At 65.0% G+C, this 16,698-nt stretch carries 14 protein-coding genes; 4 read left to right on the top strand and 10 right to left on the bottom strand.

What is annotated here, in order from left to right:
- The first annotated feature begins 128 nt into the window (after positions 1-128).
- Positions 129-1,055, top strand: a complete 927-nt coding sequence (locus tag A5892_RS14550) for a LysR substrate-binding domain-containing protein (RefSeq protein WP_064123405.1) — start codon at positions 129-131, stop codon at positions 1,053-1,055.
- 98 nt (positions 1,056-1,153) lie between these two features.
- Here the strand turns inward: A5892_RS14550 and rpoD are convergent, their stop codons facing one another.
- The 4 genes from rpoD to A5892_RS14570 form a co-directional block, all read right to left on the bottom strand.
- The gene (gene rpoD / locus A5892_RS14555) at positions 1,154-3,004 is read right to left on the bottom strand and encodes an RNA polymerase sigma factor RpoD (protein ID WP_064123406.1); all 1,851 of its coding nucleotides are present in this window, start codon (positions 3,002-3,004) and stop codon (positions 1,154-1,156) included.
- 259 nt (positions 3,005-3,263) lie between these two features.
- On the bottom strand, positions 3,264-5,129 hold the full coding sequence (gene dnaG / locus A5892_RS14560; protein ID WP_064123407.1) for a DNA primase: 1,866 nt from the start codon (positions 5,127-5,129) through the stop codon (positions 3,264-3,266).
- 143 nt (positions 5,130-5,272) lie between these two features.
- Complete coding sequence (rpsU, locus tag A5892_RS14565) at positions 5,273-5,488, bottom strand: 30S ribosomal protein S21 (RefSeq protein ID WP_027351435.1); 216 nt, start codon at positions 5,486-5,488, stop codon at positions 5,273-5,275.
- 165 nt (positions 5,489-5,653) lie between these two features.
- Positions 5,654-7,120 carry an alanine/glycine:cation symporter family protein gene (locus tag A5892_RS14570; protein WP_064123408.1) on the bottom strand — a complete coding sequence of 489 codons (1,467 nt, stop codon included), beginning with the start codon at positions 7,118-7,120 and terminating at the stop codon, positions 5,654-5,656.
- Between the two features lie 151 nt (positions 7,121-7,271).
- Between A5892_RS14570 and tsaD the strand changes: the two genes are divergently transcribed.
- From tsaD to folK, 3 genes are read left to right on the top strand one after another with little or no spacing between them, the layout of a single operon-like run.
- Positions 7,272-8,321 (top strand): tRNA (adenosine(37)-N6)-threonylcarbamoyltransferase complex transferase subunit TsaD, encoded by a 1,050-nt coding sequence (tsaD, locus tag A5892_RS14575; RefSeq protein ID WP_064123409.1) that lies wholly within the window; start codon positions 7,272-7,274, stop codon positions 8,319-8,321.
- An 8-nt stretch (positions 8,322-8,329) separates the two neighbouring features.
- Entirely contained in the window at positions 8,330-8,692 is a 363-nt protein-coding gene (gene folB / locus A5892_RS14580) for a dihydroneopterin aldolase (RefSeq protein ID WP_064123410.1), read from the top strand.
- Complete coding sequence (folK, locus tag A5892_RS14585) at positions 8,689-9,219, top strand: 2-amino-4-hydroxy-6-hydroxymethyldihydropteridine diphosphokinase (protein ID WP_064123411.1); 531 nt, start codon at positions 8,689-8,691, stop codon at positions 9,217-9,219. Before folB ends, folK begins: the two co-directional genes overlap by 4 nt.
- 13 nt (positions 9,220-9,232) lie before the next feature.
- On the opposite strand, the gene A5892_RS14590 is transcribed toward folK, so the two are convergent.
- The 6 genes from A5892_RS14590 to A5892_RS14615 all read right to left on the bottom strand — a co-directional run bounded on the left by A5892_RS14590 (position 9,233) and on the right by A5892_RS14615 (position 16,539).
- Positions 9,233-10,360, bottom strand: a complete 1,128-nt coding sequence (locus A5892_RS14590) for a polynucleotide adenylyltransferase (protein WP_064123412.1) — start codon at positions 10,358-10,360, stop codon at positions 9,233-9,235.
- Complete coding sequence (gene glpE, locus A5892_RS14595) at positions 10,357-10,677, bottom strand: thiosulfate sulfurtransferase GlpE (RefSeq protein WP_064123413.1); 321 nt, start codon at positions 10,675-10,677, stop codon at positions 10,357-10,359. The genes A5892_RS14590 and glpE overlap by 4 nt, the downstream gene beginning before the upstream one ends.
- Positions 10,674-11,525, bottom strand: coding sequence for a symmetrical bis(5'-nucleosyl)-tetraphosphatase (locus A5892_RS14600; RefSeq protein ID WP_064123414.1), 852 nt, complete (start codon positions 11,523-11,525; stop codon positions 10,674-10,676). Before A5892_RS14600 ends, glpE begins: the two co-directional genes overlap by 4 nt.
- Positions 11,522-12,361 carry a 16S rRNA (adenine(1518)-N(6)/adenine(1519)-N(6))-dimethyltransferase RsmA gene (gene rsmA, locus A5892_RS14605; RefSeq protein WP_064123415.1) on the bottom strand — a complete coding sequence of 280 codons (840 nt, stop codon included), beginning with the start codon at positions 12,359-12,361 and terminating at the stop codon, positions 11,522-11,524. The genes A5892_RS14600 and rsmA overlap by 4 nt, the downstream gene beginning before the upstream one ends.
- 128 nt (positions 12,362-12,489) lie before the next feature.
- Complete coding sequence (locus tag A5892_RS14610; protein ID WP_190295621.1) at positions 12,490-13,875, bottom strand: peptidylprolyl isomerase; 1,386 nt, start codon at positions 13,873-13,875, stop codon at positions 12,490-12,492.
- A gap of 192 nt (positions 13,876-14,067) precedes the next feature.
- The gene (locus A5892_RS14615; protein ID WP_064123416.1) at positions 14,068-16,539 is read right to left on the bottom strand and encodes an LPS-assembly protein LptD; all 2,472 of its coding nucleotides are present in this window, start codon (positions 16,537-16,539) and stop codon (positions 14,068-14,070) included.
- Positions 16,540-16,698: the final 159 nt, after the last annotated feature.

Consider the following 16,698-nt stretch of genomic DNA (forward strand, 5'->3'; position numbering starts at 1 on the left):
TGAAAGAGCCTGGCTAAATCCTATGAATTCTAGGCACAGCTTGAAGGCCACCATTGCGCATCTCAATGGATACTTTCTAAGCCCATGTTTAGTTATTCTAAACCATTGACGCTCGATGGACGCCTCACATGCAAAGGCTCAACGCCACCACCTACGCCGGCCTGCACATCTTCGCCATCGCCGCCGAGGAGCTCTCCTTCACTCGCGCCGCCGCCCGCCTGAGCGTCACCACCGGCGCTGTCAGCCAGCAGATCAAGCAGCTCGAGGAGCGGTTGGGCTTTCGCCTGTTCCGCCGCCATCCGCGACGCCTCGAACTGACCGCCGAGGGTAAGCGCCTCGCCGCCACCGTGAGCGGCGCCTACACAGAGGTCGATGACGAGATACGCCGCCTCTCCCACGGCCTGATGAGCGGGGAGCTGCGCCTTCGCTCGGTACCCTCGTTCCTGTCCAAATGGCTGATGCCGAGGCTGCCGAGGCTGCAGGCGAGGTTTCCGGACATCGCCCTGCACCTACGCGCCGAGGACAGCGACCGCGCGCTGATCGAAGGCGAATTCGACCTCGCCCTCGATCTCAACGACGGCCACTACCCGGGACTGCGCACCAGCGCACTGTTCGAAGAGGAGATATTCCCGGTCTGCGCGCCGCAGCTGCTCAAGCGCAGGCCGGCGCTCTACGAGGCCAGCGACCTGGCCTACTACCCTCTGCTGCATGACGTGACCGCTTGGCGAGGCAGCGGCGAGCATGCCGAATGGGAGTACTACCTGCGCGCTATCGGCACCAACGGCATCAACGTACGCCGCGGCTACACGTTCAATCGCAACAGCCTGACCATCGAAGCGGCGATCCGCGGCATGGGCGTCGCGATCGCCCGCCGCACACTGATCACTGACGAGCTGGCCTCGGGAAGGCTGATCATGCCGCTCAAGCGGGCGGTGGCCACCGGCAAACGCTACGTGATCGTCCACGCCCCGGGCGCGCTGGACGACCCCCGGGTCCGGGCGCTGCACGACTGGCTGCTCGAGGAGGCGCAGCGCGATAGCGAATCCCTCGCCTGACCCCGAATGAAGAAAAGCCCCGCCGGTCGCATGAGCGACGGCGGGGCTTTTCGATCCAAGGCGACTCGGCGGTCTCCTGGGTTACCACTCTTGTGCGACTACTCCTCGATGAAGGAGCGCAGCGCCTCGGAGCGCGAGGGGTGGCGCAGCTTGCGCAGCGCCTTGGCTTCGATCTGACGGATACGCTCGCGCGTGACATCGAACTGCTTGCCAACCTCCTCGAGGGTATGGTCGGTATTCATGTCGATGCCGAAACGCATGCGCAGCACCTTCGCCTCACGCGCGGTGAGACCGCCGAGCACGTTGCGCGTCGCTTCGATCAGGCCTTCGCCGGTGGCGGAGTCGATCGGCGACACCATGGTGCCGTCCTCGATGAAGTCCCCAAGGTGCGAATCGTCGTCGTCGCCAATCGGCGTCTCCATCGAGATCGGCTCCTTGGCGATCTTGAGCACCTTACGCACCTTCTCCTCGGGCATCTCGAGGCGCTCGCCAAGCTCCTCGGGAGTCGGCTCGCGCCCCATCTCCTGCAGCATCTGGCGCGAGACGCGATTGAGCTTGTTGATCGTCTCGATCATATGCACCGGGATACGAATGGTGCGTGCCTGATCCGCTATCGAGCGGGTGATCGCCTGCCGGATCCACCAGGTGGCATAGGTCGAGAACTTGTAGCCACGGCGATATTCGAACTTGTCGACCGCCTTCATCAGACCGATGTTGCCCTCCTGGATGAGATCCAGGAACTGCAGCCCGCGGTTGGTGTACTTCTTGGCGATCGAGATCACCAGGCGAAGGTTGGCCTCGACCATCTCCTTCTTGGCCCGGCGCGCCTTGGCCTCGCCAATCGACAGCCGGCGGTTGACCTCCTTGAGCTCGGCGACGGTCAGATTGACCAGCTCCTGCTCGAAGGCGATCTTGCGCTGCGCGCGCAGCACTTCTACCCGATAGTCGCTGAGCGCCTCGGCATACTTGGAGTGGGTGGCAACGAAGTTGTCGAACCACTCGAGATCGGTCTCATGGCCGGGGAATGCGCCGATGAACGTCTTGCGCGATACCTTGCTACGCTTGACGAATATCTGCATGACCAGCTTTTCCTGCGTCCGCACCTGGTCGATGCTGAGCCGGATCTGACCGATCAGCCGTTCGAAGTGCTTCGGCACCAGCTTGATCGGGGCGAACAGCTCGGCCAATCGATTCTGCTGCGCGACAGCTTCACGCGAACCGGGGCCATGCTCTTCGATCGCAGCCTTGACCAGCTCGTTTTGTTCGCGAATCTGCTCGAAGCGAACGCGGGCGAGCTCCGGATCCGGCCCACCTTCATTGGTGGTCGAATCATCGTCGTCCTCGCCATCCTCATCGTCATCGTCGAGATCGCCGTCGCCCTCGTCGTCGGAGATGTTCAACTCCTCCTCGACCTCGGCAACTCCCGGGACGCCTTCATCCGGATCGATGAAGCCGCTAAACAGGTCGGACAGGCGTCCGCCCTCTTCACCCTGGGTGCCGTCGAACGCTTCGAGGATCGAATCCACCGCGCCCGGCAGGAAGGCCAACGCCGACATCACTTCGCGGGTGCCTTCTTCGATCCGCTTGGCGATCTCGATCTCGCCCTCACGGGTCAGAAGCTCCACCGTGCCCATCTCGCGCATGTACATGCGCACCGGGTCGGTGGTACGGCCCACGTCGGTTTCGACCGCCGCCAACGCCGCCACCGCCTCTTCGGCGGCGGTGTCGTCGGTCGAGCTGTCCGACATCATCAAAGTGTCCTCGTCGGGCGCTTCCTCAACGACGTTGATGCCCATGTCGTTGAACATACTGATGATGTCTTCCACCTGATCCGGGTCCGCGATGTCCTCGGGCAAGTGGTCGTTGACTTCGGCGTAGGTCAGGAAGCCCTGCTCCTTGCCCCGCGCGATCAACTCCTTCAGACGCGACTGCGGTGTGTGTCCAGCCATAGAAACCTATCTCGACGAAGAAAAATGGAAACACCCGAACGCTCGTACGTACATCACCAGGAAGAGAGCCGGGAGCGCCGAACGACGAAGTATAGCGTATCGACTCGCCGGGCGCCCGGCCTCGCTGCGCCCTCGGTTTGAATCCTGAATCGGGTGTGCTAGATTGGCCAGTTAAATTTCGAAAGCATCAAGGCTTTCATCTTCTGCCCGCCTAGATGGGGGCCAGTATGCTGAATTCAAGCCCGGACCAGCCAACGCCTCACCCAGGCCCTGCGTTCAACACGCCGATCAGCTCCCACAAACGCTTCTTTTCCTCCACGGCGAGCGTTTCGCCGCGCTGGCTGCGCGCCAGCAGCTCACGATACTCCTCCTCGGGAGAAAGTCGCTCGCGCCTGCGCTCGAACAGCTCGACCAGCGCCTTGAGCTCGGCCTCCCGCGCCTGCGCAGGGATCATCGGCTCGCGGCGCATCAGCGCTTCGAGCTGCCGCCCCCGCTCACTGCCGTAGAAGTGCGCAAGAATCACCTGCGACGAGCGATAGCCTCCGGCACGCAACAGTCGTGCCACTTCCTGCAGCAGCACGCCATGTTCGTCGTCGGGACACCACCCCTCACCCTCGGGCAGCATGCCGACCAAGGTCGGCGCATGCAGCAGCAGATGCAGCGCACGCAGGCTGAGCGGCACCGAACCCCGGCGCCCAGCGGCAGTGGCGCGCGCCGACGAGACCGGCGCCCTCTCCCACTGCGCCTCGTCGCCCGCTTGGCCTGCCGGCTCGAACTGCGTCATCGCTGGATCGGCACGCTTGGCCGCGGGCGCCGCGAAACGCTCGAGCTGCTCCATTTCGACTCCGCTACGGTTGGCGAGTTCACGCATCAAAAGCGAGCGCAGCAAACCTTCCGGGAGCAAGCGCAGACGCTCGAGCACTCTGCTGACGAAACGTTCACGCCCTTCGACCCGCTTTAGATCCAGTCCTTCGCGCGCCTGATCGAAAAGAAACTCCGATAGCGGGCTGGCGCATTCGATACGCGCCTCGAATGCCTCCCGGCCTTCGCTGCGCACTAGTGAATCAGGATCCTCTCGCTCGGGCAGGAACAAAAAACGCGCCTGGCGCCCATCGATCATCACCGGTAAAGCGACCTCGAGCGCACGCCGCGCAGCGCGGCGCCCAGCGTCGTCGCCGTCGAAACAGAACACCACCTCGTCCACCAAGCGGTAGAGCCTTTTGAGATGACCCTCAGTGACCGCGGTACCAAGCGTCGCCACGGCATTACTGATGCCGTGCTGGGCGAGCGCGACCACGTCCATGTAGCCCTCGACCACCACGAGGCGCTCGAGCCGCGCCCCGCCGCGCCGGGCCTCGAACAGCCCGTAGAGCTCTCGCCCCTTGTGGAATACCGGCGTCTCGGGAGAGTTGAGATACTTGGGCTTGGCATCGCCCAGCACCCGCCCGCCAAAACCGAGCGTACGCCCTTTCCAATCGCGGATCGGAAAGATCACCCGATCACGGAAACGGTCGTAGGTACGCCCGGTCTTCTCATGCTGGACCAGCAGACCGTATTCGGCCTGTACCGCCTCGCTCACACCGTGCTCGGCGAGGTGGTGCTTCAGCGCATCCCAGCTTTCAGGGGCGAAGCCGATGGCGAAAGCATCGATGATCGAGGCATCGAGCCCCCGGCCATCGAGATAACGCCGCGCGTGCTCGGCCTCGGGCGCGCCCAGCCGGTGACGAAACCAGTCGCTTGCGAGCTCGAGCAGGTTCGCCCCCTCCTCGCGCTTGCGCTCGCGCACCTGAGCCTGCTCGCGCTGATGAGGCGAAAGCTGGTCATCCTCGCGTTCGACCTCGACGCCAAGGCGTGCCGCGAGCTGCTCCACCGCCTCGGGAAAGCGCAGCCGATCGTATTCCATCAAAAAACGCAGCGCATTGCCGTGGGCGCCACAGCCGAAGCAGTGATAGAACTGCTTTTCACGGCTGACCGTGAAGGAGGGGGATTTTTCGTCGTGGAAAGGACAGAGTCCGCTGAGATTGCGCCCCGCTTTCTTGAGCGTCACACGCTCGGCGACCAGTTCGGCGATATCGGTACGCGCCAGCAGATCATCGATGAAGCGCTGGGAAATCTGTCCGGCCATGAGCTTCCCCACTGGGCAATCCACGATCGCCGCGCGTCAAAGCGGCACCACTTTCGCCCACGACAGCGACAAACACGAACGGCCGCCCTGGGGCGACCGTTCGAAACCCTCTGGAAGCGGCGGGCAACCGCTCCGGGTACGGATCAATACAGACGTTCGAAACGCTTGCGCTCGCGCTGCAGCTTCTTAGCGTGACGCTTCACGGCAGCCGCTGCTTTGCGCTTGCGCTCAGAAGTCGGCTTTTCGTAGTGCTCGCGACGGCGAACTTCGGAAAGAACACCAGCTTTTTCGCAAGAGCGCTTGAAGCGACGCAGAGCGACGTCGAACGGCTCGTTGTCACGTACTTTAACGGAAGGCATTAAGCGATCACCACCTTAGGGTAAGTCGGTTCATTTCGATCGCATCCGAGAGGAACTCTCTCGACGTCGAGGCTGAAATAGCGCTCGCCGCCTTGCCCCCTGAACGCGGCCCAGTTACAGAGGTCGGAGATTATAGCGGCGAGGCAATAGCTTTGCAATCAGGCCTCAGCTCGCCTTTTCCTGCGCCAGCAGCGCCTCGCGATCGTCGCGGTGCGTGACCGGATCGCTGCCATCCCAGCACTCGATATTCTTCAAGTCCGGCATGTCGTCGCGGTGGAAAGTCGGCTCGAGCCCTGCCCTGCGCTGCTTCAAGTAGTGGACCAGCAAGCGCGCCGCGATCCCCGAGAGCGGCAGGATCGCCACCAGGTTGATCAATGCGAGCAGCGGCATGAACAGATCGGCCATCGCCCACACCATCGAGACCTGCGCCACCGAGCCGAGCAGTACGAACAGCACGACCAGCAGACGAAAGAGCAAGAGCCAGATGCCGCCGCCGAACATGTACTGGATGTTGGATTCACCATAGTAGTAGTTGCCGATCACCGAGGTGAAGGCGAACAGCAAGATGGCGAAGGTCAGATAGTGGACCGCCCAGCCGCCCAACTGCTGCGCCAGCGCCCACTGGGTCAGGCTGGCGCCGGTGGACGCGTCACCGTAGGCATGGTCCGGGCCGGCGAGCAGGATGATCACCGCGGTCATGGTGCAGATCACCAGGGTGTCGAAGTAGACCCCGAGGGTCTGGACCAAGCCTTGCTTGACCGGGTGGGAAACCGCGGCGGTGGCGCTGGCATTGGGCACCGACCCCATGCCCGCCTCATTGGAGAAAAGCCCGCGCCGTACCCCCATCATGATCGCGACACCCATCCCGCCGCCGGCGATCTCGCGCCAGCCGAACGCGTGGGCGACGATGTCGGCGATCACACCGGGCACCCGCTCGAAGTTGAGCGCCACCACCACGGTGCCGATGCCGAGATAGAGCAGGGCCATCACCGGCACCACGGTTACCGATACCTTCGATATGCTCTGCACCCCGCCGAAGATCACCACCGCGGTGAGCAGTGCCAGCGCAATACCCACTGCCCAACTCAATGCGACGCTGCCCTGCGGGCCGCCGAACGAGCCCTGCATCGCATCGACGATCGAATTGGCCTGTACCGAGTTGAACACCAGGCCATAGGTGACGCTGATCATCAGCGCGAACGACACCGCAAGCCAGCGCCATCCGAGCGCGCGCTGAATGTAGTAGGCCGGCCCGCCGTGGTAGCGGTAGAGGCGGCCGGACTTGTACAGCTGACCGAGCGTGGACTCGACGAACGACGTGGCACCGCCGAGCAGCGCCACCATCCACATCCAGAACACCGCGCCGGGTCCGCCCAGCGCGATCGCCGTTGCGACGCCTGCAATGTTGCCGGTGCCCACCCTCGAGGCGGCGGAGATGGTGAAGGCCTTGAACGAGGAGATCGAGCCCTCCTCCCCTTTGGTGCGTTCGCCGAGCACACGGAACATTTCGGGGACCATGCGGATCTGCATGCCCCGGCAGACGAAAGTGAGATAGAGCCCACTGAGCACCAGCATGGGAATGGCGAGATAGGTCCAAAGCGATCCCGAGAGCGTATCGAGGAGCTCGGTCATGGAATCGTTCCTAGGCAGTCAACGATGAATGGCCGCGCCCGGACGTAAGGCCGGACGAGAGAAAGCGGCGCATTCTGCGCGATCGAGAGGAAGACGTCTAACCGCTAAAGGCATAAAATGCCCGGCTTTGACGCCAACAGCGGAGACCAGCATGCGAGTGCTCGGCATCGAAACCTCGTGCGACGAGACCGGGGTGGCGCTCTACGACACCGAGCGGGGACTGCTCGCGGACGCCCTCTACAGCCAGGTCGCGATGCATGCCGACTTCGGCGGCGTGGTACCCGAGCTGGCTTCGCGCGACCATGTGCGCCGGCTGCTGCCGCTGATCGAACAGGTACTCGACGAGGCCGGCATCGGACGCGATGGCATCGACGCGATCGCCTACACTGCGGGGCCGGGACTGATCGGTGCGCTGATGGTCGGCGCCGCCACCGCCCACGGTCTCGCCCGCGCGCTCGAAGTGCCGGTGCTCGGCGTGCATCACATGGAGGGGCATCTGCTCGCGCCGATGCTCGAGCCCTCCCCTCCCGAGTTTCCCTTCGTCGCGCTGCTGGTCTCCGGTGGGCATACCCAGCTGATCGACGTCACCGCCCTGGGCGACTACCGGCTGCTCGGCGAATCGGTTGACGACGCCGCCGGCGAAGCTTTCGACAAGGTCGCCAAGATGCTCGGCCTGAGCTATCCCGGCGGCCCGGCCGTGGCTGAGCTCGCCAACCGCGGAGACCCAACGCGTCTGCGCTTCCCACGGCCGATGACCGACCGCCCCGGGCTCGATTTCAGCTTCTCCGGACTCAAGACCCACACATTGACCGCGCTGCGCGCGCTAGATGCTGGAGGGGAGCTCGACGACCAGGCACGAGCCGACGTCGCCCGCGCCTTCGAAGAGGCAGTGGTCGATACCCTGATCATCAAGTGTCGGCGCGCGCTCGAGCACAGCGCCCGCAGCCGCCTGGTCGCCGCGGGAGGGGTCAGCGCCAACCGCCGCTTGCGCGAACGCCTCGAGCCCGGCCTGCGCAAGAGCGTGGCGAACGCGCAGGTGTTCTATCCTCGCGGCAGCTTCTGCACCGACAACGGCGCGATGATCGCCTATGCTGGCGCTCTGCGCCTGGCCGCCGGCGAACACGACCCCGCAGGGCCCAGGCTCACCGCCCGCTGGCCGCTCGAGAGCCTCGCCGCCCCCGCCAGAGAACGCATCTCGTAGGAGCGATTATGGATCGGATATTGATCGAAGGACTCGAGTTCGACGCGGTGATCGGCGTCTACGATTGGGAGAAGCGCATCCACCAGCGCCTGAGGCTCGATCTCGAACTCGGCTGGGACATCCGCCCCGCCGCCGCTGGCGACGACCTCTCCCAGACCCTCGACTACGCCGCGATCAGCGAACGGATCACCACCTTCGCCACCAAGCATCACTTCGAGCTGGTCGAAACCTTCGCCGAGCGGATCGCGACGCTGCTCAAGGAGGACTTCGGCATCGACAGCGTCCGCCTCACCCTGCGCAAACCCGGAGCGGTCGCCAACGCCCAGTCGGTCGGCGTACGCATCGAGCGCGGTGAGTGGAGCGGCCGATGAAGGCCGAGGCTCGCTGGGTACTGATCGGCATCGGCACCAACCTGGAGCGCGAGCGCCACGTCTGCCTCGCGTTGGACGCGCTCGAGCAGCGCTTCGGCGCGCTCGAGGTATCGAGGGTGTTCGAAAGCGAGCCGGTCGGCTATCGGGGCGGGCACAACTTCTACAACCTGGTCGCAGGATTCGAAAGCGAGATCGGCGTAGCGGAGCTTTCGGCCTGGACCAAGGCGCTCGAGCATCTTACCGGCCGCCGCCCGGAAGACCCCAAGTACGGGCCGCGCCGACTCGACCTGGACCTGCTCTGCATCGGCGACCTGGACGGTACCTTCGACGGCGTGGAGCTGCCGCGCGGTGAAATCCTCACCAGCGCCTTCGTCCTGCGCCCGCTGGGCGAGAGCTTCGCCACGCTGCGCCACCCCCGCGTTGGACAGCGATTCGACACGCTGTGGGGCGAGTTCGACCCTGGCGAACAGCGGCTCTGGCCGGTCGAGTTCAGCTGGCGCGGTCGCCGGATCTCAAGACCTGACTAGAGCGCATTGGCGCTCAACCGCCCAGCGAGCGGCGTATCGCCTCACCTCGCGCCTCGCGCAGCCGCGCGCCGATTTCCGCCCCCTTGACCCCTGCGGCCACCAGTTGTCGTGGCGAGACCGCCTGTGCCGCCCTGGCCGCCTCGTCGAGCCGAGCGAGCGGCAGCCCGGGCGCGGCCAGCTCGATCAGGGCCAGCAGCGGCGCGAGCCGATCAGGGCGACGCCACAAATCGATTCCCTCGCACCACTCGAGCATCGCCTCGGCGTTCGAATCGACAGCCAGACGAGCAACGCTGAAGCTCAGCAACCGCGCCCGCTCACGGGGAAGGTTGGGCAGCTTGAGCCGCTCGGCGAGTCTTGCCTGCTCGTCTTCATCGAGATCCAACACCAGTGCGGCCCAGCGATCCTCGACCGCCTCCAGGCCACCCGCCACCACCGCATCAAGCCGCGCCAGCGCGTCTTCCAACCGGGCTGCAGCGGCGAGTTCGGGGAACCACACCGCCAAGGCGCCACAGCGTTCGAGCAGCGTGAAGTAGGCCGAGGGCGTACGTTCACCGAGCGCCTTCTCGCTCTCCTTCCATACCCGCTCAGGCACCAGGTGGGCCAGCTCACCCTGCGCCACCATGCTGGCCAGCAGCGCGCCGGTGCGATCGTCGAGATGAAACCCCAGATGGGCATAGCGGGCGAGGAAGCGCGCGACCCTCAGCACCCTCAGCGGATCTTCCGCGAACGCATCTCCGATATGCCTGAGCCTGCGCGCGGCGAGGTCGCGCGCGCCACCGAAGGGGTCGACCAAAGAGCCGTCGGCGCTGCGTGCCATCGCGTTGATGGTCAGGTCGCGCCGCTCGAGATCCTGCTCGAGCGTCACCTCGGGCGAGGCATGCACGACGAAGCCCGAGTAGCCATGGCCGGATTTGCGCTCGGTCCGCGCCAGCGCGTACTCCTCGTGGGTTTCCGGGTGGAGGAACACCGGAAAATCGCGCCCGACCGGACGGAACCCGCGAGCGATCATCTCATCGACGGTGGCACCGACCACCACCCAGTCGCGCTCGACGAAGGGATATCCGAGCAGTGCATCGCGCACCGCGCCGCCCACCAAGTAGACCTCGAGGCCTTCGGTGGCACGCGCACCGCTCGCACTCATGACGCGACTCGGTCGGGATACTCCGCCTGCCAAGCGGTGAAACCGCCATCGAGACTGTGGACCTCGGCGAAACCCTGGCTGGAAAGCCAGCCAGCGGCGCCCTGGCTCGAATTGCCGTGATAGCAGATCACCACCAGCGCCGCCGCTTTGTCGGCCTGGTCGAGAAAATCACCGAGATTGAGATTGTCGAGCCGCGTGCTGCCAGGCAAATGACCCGATGCGAAACTCATCGGGTCGCGGATATCGACCAGGGTCACCGCCCGGGATTCGTCGAGCCAGCTTGCCAAGGTAGCGATATCGAGACGGGAAAAACTCATCGGCGAGACTCCGAGAGAGGGGTGGACGAGGAACCCTGGCTGCCGGTCGGCACCGCGATACGCTTACCGCTCTCGAGATCCAGTGCGGTCAGCGAGCGGCCCCAAACGCAGCCGGTATCGAGCGCCTCGCAGGCGATCCGCGCGTCTGGCACAGCGCCTTCGAGCGCCGCCCAGTGGCCGAACAGCACCCGCAGGTTATCCTCTCGAGGATACTGAAACCACGCCATGAAGCCTGGAGGAGCGGCATCGAGCCCCTCCTTGGCGGCGAAATCGAGCACGCCGCCCTCGGTAATGAATCGCATCCGGGTGAAGACGTTGACGATCGCCCGCAGCCGCTCCCAGCCGGTCAGGGACTCATCGAAGCCGGCGGGCTGATTACCGTAGAGCCGACCCATGAACTCGATCCAGCGCGGCCCGCGCAGCACCGCCTCCACCTCACAGGCCAAGCGGCGCGCGGTGTCGAGCGACCACTGCGGCGGCAGCCCGGCATGCACCATGCAAAGCGGCTGCCCCGAACGCTCCTCGCAGACCAGCAGAGGACGTCGGCGCAGCCAGTCGAGCAGTTGGTCGCGATCGGGAGCATCGAGGATCTCATCGAGCGTATCCGAGCGCTTGAGGGACTGCGCGCCGGCCGCCACCGCGAGCAGGTGGAGATCGTGGTTGCCCAGCACCACCTGCGCGTCCAGGTCGCGGGCGAGACGAAGGCAGGCGAGCGAGCGCGGACCGCGATTGACCAGGTCACCGACCAGCCACAGACGATCTCTCCCCGTCTGGAAGTCGAGCCGAGAAAGCAGCACTTCGAACTCGTCACAGCAGCCATGCAGGTCGCCGATCACGTAGGTGCTCACGCCGGCGGCTCCCCGCGGTCGCGATGCCAGCGGTTGGCCAGACGCACGAACTCCTCGAGGCTCACCGTCTCCGGCCGCCGTCCGGGATCGACGCCGAGCTCCGTGAGCGTATCGGCGTCGAGCCAGCCCTTGAGATTGTTGCGCAGCGTCTTGCGCCGCTGGGAGAACGACTGGCGCACCAGCGCGGCCAGCGCTTCGGCATCGTCGACCGGATGAGGCGGCGTCTCATGGGGCACCAGGCGCACGATCATCGAGTCGACCTTGGGGCGCGGCACGAAGGCCTCGGGCGGCACCACGAACAGCGACTCGACTCGGCAGTGGTACTGTGCCATGACCGAGAGCCGCCCCCACTGCCCCGACCCCGGCGTAGCGGCAAGCCGCTCGACCACCTCTTTTTGCAGCATGAAGTGCATGTCGAAGATCGACCCACGCGCCGCGAGCAGATGGAAGATCAGCGGAGTGGAGATGTTGTAGGGCAGATTGCCGACCACCCGCAGCGGCACCCCCTCCCCCTTCAGCGCCGCGAAGTCGAAGGCGAGCGCATCGGCCTGGTGGACGCGAAATCCCGGATAGTTGAAGAACTGGGTACGCAATCCCGGCACCAGGTCACGGTCGAGCTCGATCGCATCGAGCTCGCCGACCGCATCGAGCAGCAGTTCGGTGATCGCACCCTGACCGGGTCCGATCTCCACCACGCGCTCGCCGGGACGCGGACGAATGGCACGGACGATTCGGGAGATCACCCCGCTGTCGCGGAGGAAGTTCTGACCGAAGCGCTTGCGCGCCCGGTGCCCACCGGTAGGCAGGGGGTCGACGCCGGGGACTGGTCTGGACATGACGGATTCCGATCGAGCTGATCGCCGTGCCACGCGGGCACGGCGGATGAAAAAAAACGACACCCGCCGATCGGCGGGTGTCGTTGAGTTTACCTCATTCGGGCGACGGCGTCGGTGTCGCCCGCGAGTCAGGGCTGCCCGCCCGGGGAGGTCGGCATCAGCGCCCCGATCCCCGGATCGTTGGGATAGAGCCGATTGTCGACGTAGGCCTCGGCGCGAATTTCCTGCAGCCAGCCCTCGAGCTGGTCTTCGGCCTTGCGCTGGAACAGCGCCCTGCGCGCCTGCTCACGCTGGGTCTGGACGGTGATGTCCTGCTGGCGGCGGTCCTCGACCTCGATCAGGTGCCATCCGTACTGGGTCTGCACCGGCTGAGAGAGCTCGCCGAGCGGCGCACTCTTGAGCACCGCGTCGAAGGCGGGCACCGTGTCCCGGTCGCTGACCCAGCCAAGTTCTCCGCCAGCCAGCGCCGTGCCGCGGTCGTTGCTGTACTCGCGGGCCAGGGCGGCGAAATCCTCGCCATTGAGAATCCTGTCGCGCAGCTCGAGCGCGAGCTGCTGCGCCTGTTCGGAGGAGCGGATCGGGTTGGGGGATATCAGGATGTGCCGCGCCTGGTACTGCTCGATGATCTGCGGCGTCTGGTTGCCGCCGCGGCGCTCGAGCAGCTTGATCAAATGGAAACCGCTGGCGCTGCGGATCGGCTGGCTGACGTCACCGACGGTCATGTTGGGCACTACGCCTGCGAACAGCGAAGGCATGTCCGCTTGGCTGCGCCAGCCCAGGTCGCCCCCCTCGAACGCCTGCCCATCCGAGGAGTTACCGGCCGCCGCGGTAGCGAAGTCCTGGCCTCCCTGCACGTCCCGACGCACGCCATCGATTCGCGCACGGGCGGCGGCGACCTGCTCGTCGGTGGGGTTCTCGGGCAGCGGCACCAGGATATGGGCGATATGGTACTCGACCCCGGCAGCGGCGTTGGCGTTCTCCAGATACTGGTCGACTTCACCGTCGGTCACCCGTACCTGGCTACCGACGCTGCCCTGCTGGACCTGGGAAATCAGCATTTCACGACGAATCTGCTCGCGCACATCGGCGAACGAGAGCCCCTCGCTCTCCACGGTGTCGGCGAACTGGTCGAGCGTCATCTGGTTGCGCTCGGCCACCTCGCGCAGCGCGGCGTTGAGCTGGTTGTCATCGACGCTGAGATTGGCACGGCTCGCCATCTGGAGCTGGATCTGCTCGACGATCATCCGCTCGAGCACTTGGCGGCGCAGCTGATCCTCGTTCGGCGGCTGGACACCGTTCTGGGCCAGCTGATCACGCACTTGGCGCATGCGCTGCTCGAGCTCGCCACGCATGATCGCATCCTGGTTGACCACCGCGGCGATGCCATCGATGGACTGGGCCTGCTGTGCTTCGGCGAGGGGAGTGAGTCCTAGAGCCAGGGTGAAACCAACAGAGGCGAGCACCGCCTTGGCCATCGGCGAGCGGCGCACGCACGCGATTGTCTTGCCTTTCATCATCGTCTGAACCTTGAGGTGAATCGAGAGCCGGCCCGCGGTCAGCCACCACTATGCGCTCGGCGCTCGGGCCGGCGAGCCTGGATGGCACTCGCGTTCTGCACCCGGGCGTCGAGAGTGCGCCAAGCATCCCAACTGCGGCCCGGCTTGTCCAGGGTCGGCGGCGATTCGCCGAGCCCCGGGGCCGGGAGATCAGAAGCGGGCGCGCTGATAGCCAGGGACCGCTTGTTCGAAGTAAGTGTCGGGATTCTGGCCGACGCCGCCCAGTCCCTTGAAGATGAAGCGCAGGAACAGGCCCCGCTTGGTCTCATCGTCGCGGATGGTGTTGAGCGTATCGTCGTCATCGACGTACTCGCGCCAAGCGATCTCGATGCCATAGCAGCAGTCGTTGAACTGCACGCCGGCGAGGGTCTCGAGCGAGCGGCTGTTGGTCTGATCGTAGAGATAGCGTCCGACCAGCGACATCGAGGCATTCATCCGCCAGGCGAAGGAAACGTCGTATTCGTTGCGGTTGTAGCCGAGACGGTCTTCCTCGTCACCAGAGGGGTCGAACCCTTCACGCTGCCAACGGTAGCCGAGATTGAGCAAGCTGCCGCTCGGGTGGCGATAGCTCACATAGGTCTCGTTGCGCTCGGTGGCACCGTTTTCGGTGTCGTAGAACAGCGCGTAGCGAGTACTCCACCGATCGTTGATCTGCCACTCCAGCTGGCCGATCGCGGGGGAATAGTCGCGCACCAGATCGTAGCCATAGCGGCTGTTGACGTTCTGGTACTCGTCGTACTTGGTCGGATCGTCGTCGGTGACCCGGCGATCGTCGAAGAAGCGGCTCTGGCCGACCGAGGCGGTGAAGCGCTGGTGCCCGGTCGCATCGTCGAGGAAGCGCGAGCTGACCCCGTAGGAGATCTTGTTGACGTCGCCGATGCGGTCGATGCCGTTGAACCTGAACGGCGACCACAGCTGAGCGTAGGACGGCGCCTGCAGCGCGGTGTCGAACTGCGGCAGCTGGCTCTGGTCACGATACGGCACGTAGGCGTAGTAGAGCCTCGGCTCCAGGGTCTGGCGCCAGCGGGAGCCGAACAGTGAAGTACGACGCTCGAAGATCAGCCCCGAGTCGATGCTGTAGACCGGGATGGTGCGATGAGGACTTTCATCCCAGTCGTCGGTAGCGCCGGGGGCGACGTAGTCGTTGCCGGAGAGATTCGCCCAGCTGAGATCGTACTGGGTCAAGAACAACTGTGCCCGAGGCTCGAAGAAGCCCCAGCTCGGGTCACGGCGGAAGCCGATCGCCGGCGCGATGTTGAGTCGGGCACCGGTGGCGGTCTCGGTCGGGTTGTTGAGGCGGCTCTCGTCGATGTCGCGATAGAAATAGGTCGCGCTCGAATTCCACTCCTGATAGGTGCCGCTCGACTGTGTCCATCGGGCATCGGCGGAGAGCGACGGCAGCTCGTAGAACGGCTTGTCGTTCGGGCTCACCGGATAATCCATCACCTGGTAGCCGCGTGCCCTCGCCTGCAGGTGCCAGACATCGCCGCGATAGTCGAGATTCGCCAACCGCTCCAGGTTGTCGCGATTCTGCTCGTCGAAGTTGGCGCCGAAATCATCGAAGTAGTCGCCATCGCTGGCAGCGCCGTAGCGCAGGCTGTAGGTCAGCCGATCGCTGAAGCGGCCATCGTGCATATAGTTGAAGAACCAGCGATCTTCATCGTAGAAATCATCGTTGCGACCATCCGAACCACCCTCGTCGGAGGGCAGATAGTTACCCTCCACCTGGCCCCGGTCGGTGCCGAAGAGGTAGCGGAACTGCCCTCCCAGCATCACGCCTCGGTCGGACATGTAGCGCGGCACGATGGTGGCGTCGTAATTGGGCGCCAGATTGAGGTAGATCGGCTGGGCGTAATCGAAGCCGTTATCGCTATTGAAACCGACGGTCGGATAGAGCAGCCCGGAAAGCCTTCGATCATCGATCGGGAAGCGCAGCCAGGGCCAGTAGAACACCGGCACGTCATAGAGCCTCAGGCGGGTACCGCTGGCGGTGCCGTAGCCCTCCTCGCGGTTGATCACGATCTCGTTGCCCTGCAGCTTCCAAAGACTGCTCTGCGGATCACAAGTGGTGAAGGTCGCGTTGCGCATCCGGTAGCGACCATCGGCCAGCCGTTCGACACGGCTGGCGTCGCCGCGCGCATGGGAAGAATGGAAGACGTAGTGGGCGCCCTCGATCTCCGCCGCATCGCTATTCAGCGACACGCTGCCCTGTTCACCGCGCACCAGTACGTTGGGCTGGCGATAGGTGATCGGCCCCTCTAGGGCGACCCGGTCACGCGCCTCGTTGAGCGTCGCCTGGCGTGCCTGGAGCTGCTGGTCCTGCTGGCGCAGCACCACATTGCCGGTGAGCGTGGTGATGCCTCCCTGACCATAGCCCGCATCGTCGGACTGCCCGCGCACCTGGGCAGGGTCGCTCGCCGCCTCGAGCTCGTAATCGGGCATCAGATAGTAGCCGCTGCACAGTTCATTGGACGGCCGATCATCCCCCCAGGCATGCCAATCGAGCTGATCGGCCGGCAGCGACGGAAGGGGGGGCGCCGCCAGCGCTGGAGCCGCTGCGGGCAGCAGCGTATAGAACAGGCTCGTCAACGAGGCGGCGGTCCAGAGGGTGCGCTGGGCCATGGTGCTTGGTGTCCTTGCTCTTGGAGTCCAAATTTTCGTCAAGGCGCAGCGCGCCTTGACGCGGACGCGTCGCGAAGTCATCTTCCCTGGCCATTGACGACGCGGTCGCGAGCGCCCGTGAAATGCGCCTAGCATGCGGTGACGAACCGATAGCGTCAA

The organism is Halotalea alkalilenta (genome assembly GCF_001648175.1).
GTDB classification, from domain to species: domain Bacteria; phylum Pseudomonadota; class Gammaproteobacteria; order Pseudomonadales; family Halomonadaceae; genus Halotalea; species Halotalea alkalilenta_A.

Bases quoted from the DNA above. Each gene is read 5' to 3' on its own strand.
- glpE (WP_064123413.1), bottom strand. From the start codon at position 10,677: ATGAGTTTTTCCCGTCTCGATATCGCTACCTTGGCAAGCTGGCTCGAC.
- folB (WP_064123410.1), top strand. From the start codon at position 8,330: ATGGATCGGATATTGATCGAAGGACTCGAGTTCGACGCGGTGATCGGC.
- rpsU (WP_027351435.1), bottom strand. From the start codon at position 5,488: ATGCCTTCCGTTAAAGTACGTGACAACGAGCCGTTCGACGTCGCTCTG.
- folK (WP_064123411.1), top strand. From the start codon at position 8,689: ATGAAGGCCGAGGCTCGCTGGGTACTGATCGGCATCGGCACCAACCTG.
- rpoD (WP_064123406.1), bottom strand. From the start codon at position 3,004: ATGGCTGGACACACACCGCAGTCGCGTCTGAAGGAGTTGATCGCGCGG.
- A5892_RS14610 (WP_190295621.1), bottom strand. From the start codon at position 13,875: ATGAAAGGCAAGACAATCGCGTGCGTGCGCCGCTCGCCGATGGCCAAG.
- A5892_RS14550 (WP_064123405.1), top strand. From the start codon at position 129: ATGCAAAGGCTCAACGCCACCACCTACGCCGGCCTGCACATCTTCGCC.
- dnaG (WP_064123407.1), bottom strand. From the start codon at position 5,129: ATGGCCGGACAGATTTCCCAGCGCTTCATCGATGATCTGCTGGCGCGT.
- A5892_RS14570 (WP_064123408.1), bottom strand. From the start codon at position 7,120: ATGACCGAGCTCCTCGATACGCTCTCGGGATCGCTTTGGACCTATCTC.
- A5892_RS14590 (WP_064123412.1), bottom strand. From the start codon at position 10,360: ATGAGTGCGAGCGGTGCGCGTGCCACCGAAGGCCTCGAGGTCTACTTG.
- rsmA (WP_064123415.1), bottom strand. From the start codon at position 12,361: ATGTCCAGACCAGTCCCCGGCGTCGACCCCCTGCCTACCGGTGGGCAC.
- tsaD (WP_064123409.1), top strand. From the start codon at position 7,272: ATGCGAGTGCTCGGCATCGAAACCTCGTGCGACGAGACCGGGGTGGCG.
- A5892_RS14615 (WP_064123416.1), bottom strand. From the start codon at position 16,539: ATGGCCCAGCGCACCCTCTGGACCGCCGCCTCGTTGACGAGCCTGTTC.